This is a genomic window from Dyella sp. (genome assembly GCF_036746095.1).
Classification (GTDB): Bacteria; Pseudomonadota; Gammaproteobacteria; order Xanthomonadales; family Rhodanobacteraceae; genus Dyella_B.
This window is the reverse complement of the sequence record NZ_DAIOEU010000098.1, coordinates 1-5,551: the sequence shown is the minus strand read 5'-3', so window position 1 is coordinate 5,551 and position 5,551 is coordinate 1. Positions and strand designations below refer to the sequence as shown.

Annotated in this window: 5 protein-coding genes; 4 read left to right on the top strand and 1 reads right to left on the bottom strand. The window is 64.1% G+C overall.

Annotated features, from left to right (window positions below; translation table 11 throughout):
• Nucleotides 1-73: 73 nt before the first annotated feature.
• On the bottom strand, nt 74-595 hold the full coding sequence (locus V7M64_RS21685) for a MarR family transcriptional regulator (protein ID WP_333682197.1): 522 nt from the start codon (nt 593-595) through the stop codon (nt 74-76).
• Nucleotides 596-925: 330 nt separating this feature from the next.
• Between V7M64_RS21685 and V7M64_RS21680 the strand changes: the two genes are divergently transcribed.
• From V7M64_RS21680 to V7M64_RS21665, 4 genes are all read left to right on the top strand, one after another.
• Nucleotides 926-1,747 (top strand): IclR family transcriptional regulator, encoded by an 822-nt coding sequence (locus V7M64_RS21680; protein ID WP_333682196.1) that lies wholly within the window; start codon nt 926-928, stop codon nt 1,745-1,747.
• Nucleotides 1,748-1,782: 35 nt separating this feature from the next.
• Entirely contained in the window at nt 1,783-2,826 is a 1,044-nt protein-coding gene (locus V7M64_RS21675) for a tripartite tricarboxylate transporter substrate binding protein (RefSeq protein WP_333682195.1), read from the top strand.
• Between the two features lie 117 nt (nt 2,827-2,943).
• Nucleotides 2,944-3,384, top strand: coding sequence for a (2Fe-2S)-binding protein (locus V7M64_RS21670; protein ID WP_333682193.1), 441 nt, complete (start codon nt 2,944-2,946; stop codon nt 3,382-3,384).
• On the top strand, nt 3,368-5,551 hold the full coding sequence (locus tag V7M64_RS21665; protein WP_333682192.1) for a molybdopterin cofactor-binding domain-containing protein: 2,184 nt from the start codon (nt 3,368-3,370) through the stop codon (nt 5,549-5,551). Before V7M64_RS21670 ends, V7M64_RS21665 begins: the two co-directional genes overlap by 17 nt.

Here is a 5,551-nt window from a genome sequence, read left to right as displayed (position 1 = left end):
CGCAAGTGAGATTCAACGCGGTGCGGTCACGCCGGGACAAGATGGCATCGAAGGCCGTACCGGCGCTGGCCAGTCACTCTTTTCCGGCGCCTGTGCAGATGCCATGCAGCTTGCGCAATCCCGTATAGAGTCCTTGGCGCTCCTCCGGCGTCAGCAACCGGATGACCGATGCCTGGCCACGTCGGGCTAGCGGAATGACCTGGGCGTGCAGTGCGGCGCCGGTGTCGCTGATCTTGCAGGCCAGTCGTTTGCGTGGCGTTGTGCCTTCCGACTCCAGCGTGACAAGGCCCCGGTCTTCGAGCAGGCGCAGGGTGCGGCTGACAAGCGCCTTGTCCGACGTCGATTGCTTGACCAGTTCGGCAAACGACATCGATTCGCCGTGCGCCAGCAAGGCCAGGATGCGCCATTCCGGCACCGTCAGATCGAACTGCGATGCATAGGGTTCGGTCACGCTATTGCGGAGCGCCGTGACCAGCTGACTCAGCATCGTGGTCAGGAAGTCGTTGACGGTGAGGCCGGTGCCGGCTTCGTCGAGAGTCGACCAGGGATCGCTGCCTTCGGACGTAGCCGGAGTGTGCTGGGTGGTGCTGGACATGAACGGGGCGCTAAGGAGGAATGCCGGAAATTCGGCTGGAAACCGCCTGCGATTGTCTCACACCGCTTGTTGTTCGCAACTTTGTGCTGGCGCGCGTGTGGTTTGCGTAGTGCGCTGCGGTGTCAATTGGTGTTTTGCTTAAGTTGATGAATCAACAAAGCCAACCTACATTGAACTCGTTCCTGATGTGAATCTAGGTTTCATATATAAAACACATCTGCTACTGTTTCCGGATGCATTGATGTGCCATGCGCGCATCGGCGATGTGGAGCATGGTATATCGATCCGTTGCTATCCACTGGCAAACCGAACGTTAGGCAGAAAGAGACCATGAACAAGGACACTCCCGCAGAGGAGACGCAGGACAAGTACATCGTGCCGGGCCTCGAGCGGGGACTGCGGCTGCTGGGCGAATTCAGCAGCAAGGACCGCACGTTGTCGGCGGCGGAACTGGCGAGGCGGCTGCAGGTGCCGCGCTCGACGGTGTTCCGGCTGCTCGCCACGCTGGAAATGATGGGATTTGTGGAGCGCACCGATGGTGGCCGGGAATTCCGGCTTGGCATGGCGGTACTGAGGCTCGGATTCGATTACCTGGCATCACTGGAACTGACTGAGTTGGGGCGGCCGCTGCTGGACCGCCTGCGGGACGAGATTCACTACCCGTGCAATCTCGTCGTGCGTGACGGGCGGTCGATCGTGTATGTCGCCAAGTCGGTGGCGGCGCGGCCGTTCACGAGCACGGTCAACGTTGGTACGCGCCTGCCCGCGCATGCCACGGTGCTGGGCCGGGTGCTGCTGGAAGATTTGACGCTGAACGAACTGCGCGAGTTGTACCCGGAGCCGCGTCTCGAAGTGTTTTCGGAAAGCACGCCGCGCACGGTGGAGGAACTGTACGAAATGGTGCAGCGTGATCGCCATCGCGGATACGTGCTGCACGAAGGTTTCTTCGAAGCGAGCATTTCGACGATTGCCGCGCCGGTGCGCGACCGCACCACACGTGTGGTGGCGGCACTCGGCGCCACGATACCGGCAGCACGGATCGATCCGGCATTGCTCGATCCGATGGTGGAAAAAGTACGTGAGGCAGCGGCGGAATTGTCGCGCCTGCTGGATTACCGGCCAGACGTGAGCGGCAGGGTGGCTGGCGGATGAGTTAGCCGCGCCCCCAAACTGGCAGGAAGAGAAATATGCAGGACCGTCGCCCCCAAACCAGTGCTACTGACCGCGCCCTCGTCATTCGGCGACGCAAGCCGCGATGGCTCGTCATCGTGGCGGCCATTGCCGGCGCGGCCGGTATGGCCATGAGCGCCACGGGCAGGGCGGCGGAGCCTTGCCCGGCGGTGCGTATCGTCGTGCCGTTTCCGGCCGGTGGAGCCGCCGATCAACTGGCGCGCACCGTGTCGCAAGGCTTGCAGCAACGCAAGGGCACGACCATCGTGGTCGATAACAAGCCGGGCGCCAACGGCAATATCGGCATCGATGCGGTACGCCGTGCCGCTGGTGACGGATGCACATGGCTGGTGGTGCCGGCCGGCAACCTGACGATCAATCCGACGCTGTTTCCCGCGCTGTCCTACAACGTCGCGCGCGATTTCAGGCCGGTATCGTTACTGGCCAGTTCCCCGAACGTCCTTGCGGTACATCCGTCGGTGAAGGCGCGCAATGTTGCCGAGCTGGTGGCGCTGGCAAAGCAGGCCGACCAGAGCAAGACGCCGATGGGCTACGCAAGCCCCGGCGTCGGCAGTGGCCTGCACCTGGCGGGCGAGCTGTTCCGCCACAAGGCTGGTGTTGCCATGCTGCATGTCCCGTACAAAGGCACCACGCAGGCCGTGAACGATGTGGTGGGTGGTCAGGTACCGGTGTTGTTCGGAACCTGGCCGACGCTGGCACCGTTTGTACAGTCCGGCGCCTTGCGTGCGATCGCCGTCACGCAGTCCACGCGGTCACCGGCCGCACCGAATGTACCGTCGCTGGGTGAGCAGGGCATGCCAGGCATCGACGTCAGTTCCTGGTACGCGCTGCTGGTGCCGTCCGCTACGCCGAAGCCGATGGCCGACGCACTGTCCGCCGATATTCACGCGCTGTTCACCACGCCAGCGGTGCGCGGCGACTTGCAGCGCCAGGGACTGGAACCCGTGGCGAGCACCCCCGAAGCACTGGCCGCACGCATTCGCGATGAAACCGCGGCCTGGGCCACGTTGATCCGCACGTACCACATCACGGCGGAATAAGCCCCGCGCCGGCAAGGCGCATCCCTTCCCGAACACTATCCCGAGTCGTATCTGGCCGCACCCTGCGCCGTGCAGGGCGGCGTGCGGCCGTCATTCTCCTGCACCAGCGAGGCAATCATGGACTTTGTGTTGAACGGAAAAGCGACCCGCTTCGACGGCGACGGCGATACGCCGCTGCTGTGGGTGATTCGCGACGATGCCGGCCTGACCGGCACCAAGTACGGCTGTGGTATCGGCGCCTGCGGGGCGTGCACCGTGCATGTCGACGGCAATGCGCAGCGGTCCTGTGTGACGCCGGTCTCCACGGTGGCAGGCCGCAACGTGACGACGATCGAAGGATTGTCGCCAAATCGATCTTCAGCAGTGCAAAAGGCGTGGATCGCCAAGGACGTTCCGCAGTGCGGCTATTGCCAGTCAGGCATGGTGATGGCGGTCAGTGCGCTGCTCAAACAGAACCCGCACCCCACCGACAAGGACATCGATGCCGCGGTCAGCAACCTGTGCCGCTGCGCCACTTACCATCGCATCCGGGAGGCCGTTCATGCCGCAGCAAAGTGAAGCGCTGACGAGTCCGTCGCGTCGCGGATTCCTCAAAGGAAGCGCGGCGCTGGCCGGTGCGCTCTGCATTCCATTGCCGGTGCTGGCCAGCCGCACCGTCGACAGCGGCCCGCATGGCACGCATGAGATTACCGACTGGATCTGGATCGAGCCGAACGGCAAGATCACACTCGGACTGTCGCAGTGCGAATGCGGCCAGGGCGTCTACACGGGGATGCCGCAAATCCTGGCTGACGAGCTTGACGCCGACTGGCAGAACATCACGGTGACCTTTGTGACCGGGCGCGATGCCTATCGCACGGGCGCGGCCTATGAGGAACCGCAGCAGTTCGTGGGTGCGTCGATGTCGGCCACGCTGTTCTACCAGCGCCTGCGCATCGCCGGGGCGCAGGCGCGCGAGGTGCTGACGCTGGCCGCGGCAAAGCGGCTGCAGGTGCGTCCCGGCCAGTGCTATACGGACAAGGGCCGCGTGTATCACGGGGGTACCGGTCGCTCGCTGGGCTATGGCGAGCTTGCCGAGGACGCCGCGAAACTGCCGCTGAATCCTGCGCCGCGTCTCAAGAACGAAGCCGCGCACAAGCTGATCGGCAAGGACCTGCAACGGCTCGATACACCGGCCAAGGTCGACGGCTCGGCCGAGTTCGGTATCGATGTGCGCGTGCCGGGCATGCTCTATGGCGCGTTGAAGATGCCGCCCACTGTCACGGGCAAGGTAACGGGCATCCGCAATGCCGATGCCGTGAAGGCCATGCCTGGCGTTCAGGCCGTGGTGCAGGCGCCCGACGCCGCGATTGTGGTGGCCACGAGCTACTGGCTGGCAAAGAAGGGCGCCGACGCATTGGAACTCGACATCGATCCCGGTGCGGCGAAGAACCTCGATAGCGACAACATCCTGGCCGCGCGCCAGGCTGCGCTCGGTGCGCAGCAAGCGGTGGTGGCTACGCGCCTGGGTGACCCCGATGGCGTACTGGCTGCGGGCGGCAAGGTTGTGGAAGCGGACTATCACACGCCCTATATCGTGCACGCGACGATGGAATCGGTGAACGCGACCGTGCATGTGCGGGACGATGCCATCGAGGTGTGGGGGCCGATCCAGGGGCAGGACTTCGTGCGCAATGCGCTGGCCAAGCTCTATCAGCGCAAGCCGGAGACGATCATCGTTCACACCACGTTCCTGGGCGGCAGCTTCGGGCGCAAGTTCCTGCCGGATTTCGTGGTGCATGCCGCGCGTGCGTCGGCGGCGATAGGCAAGCCGGTCAAGGTGATCCGCTCGCGCGAGGATGACATCCGGCATGGCTTCTACCGCCCCGGCGTGTCGGGCCGCTTCCGCGCTGTGCTGGACGAAAAGGGCCTCCCGCGCGCCATGCATGCGCGCCTGACCGGCCAGTCGCTCTATGGCGTGATCAAGGCCGAGCGCATGGCCAGCAACGGTGGCTGGGATGAGACGATGCTTGAGGCGATCTACGACTGCGTATATCGCGTGCCGAACCTGAAAGTCGACATGATCGACGTGAAGCAGCCGATTCCGGTCAGCTTCATGCGCAGCGTGGGCTCCACGTCGAGCATCTTCATGCTGGAGAGCTTTGTCAACGAGATGGCCGATGCGGCCGGCATGGACCCGTACCGCTATCGCCGCGCGTTGCTGGCGCACAGCCCGCTCGCGATTCGTACGCTCGACGCGGCGGCCAGGGCAGCCAACTGGGATCGCAAGCCGGCCCCAGGCGTCACGCGCGGCTTTACGTTCAATCTCTATACGGGCCGTGGCGAAGCATTCCAGACCTATGTGGCGATGGCGCTCGAACTCGTGCGGGAAGGCAAGACCTTCAGGGTAAAGCGGGTGGTGTGCGCGGTGGAGTGCGGCAGGTCGATCAACCCGAACCTGATCCGCGCCAATATCGAAGGCGGTATTGGCTTTGCGCTGACCAACACGCTCAAGAGCGAAGTCACGTTCAAGGCGGGCGTGGTCCAGCAGAGCAACTTCCACGACTATCCGCTGCTGCAGCTTGCCGAGATGCCGAAGATCGAGGTGGTGATCGTCGACAGTGATCGCCCGCCACAAGGGTGCGGTGAAGTTTCCCTGGGGCCGGTGGCACCCGCCGTGGCGCACGCGCTGTATCAGGCCACGAAGGCGCGCCGGCGGTCCATGCCGATGAAGCTGGAGGCGTAG

Excerpts from the sequence above, each read along its gene's own strand:
- V7M64_RS21685 (WP_333682197.1), bottom strand. The coding sequence starts at position 595 with ATGTCCAGCACCACCCAGCACACTCCGGCTACGTCCGAAGGCAGCGAT.
- V7M64_RS21680 (WP_333682196.1), top strand. The coding sequence starts at position 926 with ATGAACAAGGACACTCCCGCAGAGGAGACGCAGGACAAGTACATCGTG.
- V7M64_RS21675 (WP_333682195.1), top strand. The coding sequence starts at position 1,783 with ATGCAGGACCGTCGCCCCCAAACCAGTGCTACTGACCGCGCCCTCGTC.
- V7M64_RS21670 (WP_333682193.1), top strand. The coding sequence starts at position 2,944 with ATGGACTTTGTGTTGAACGGAAAAGCGACCCGCTTCGACGGCGACGGC.
- V7M64_RS21665 (WP_333682192.1), top strand. The coding sequence starts at position 3,368 with ATGCCGCAGCAAAGTGAAGCGCTGACGAGTCCGTCGCGTCGCGGATTC.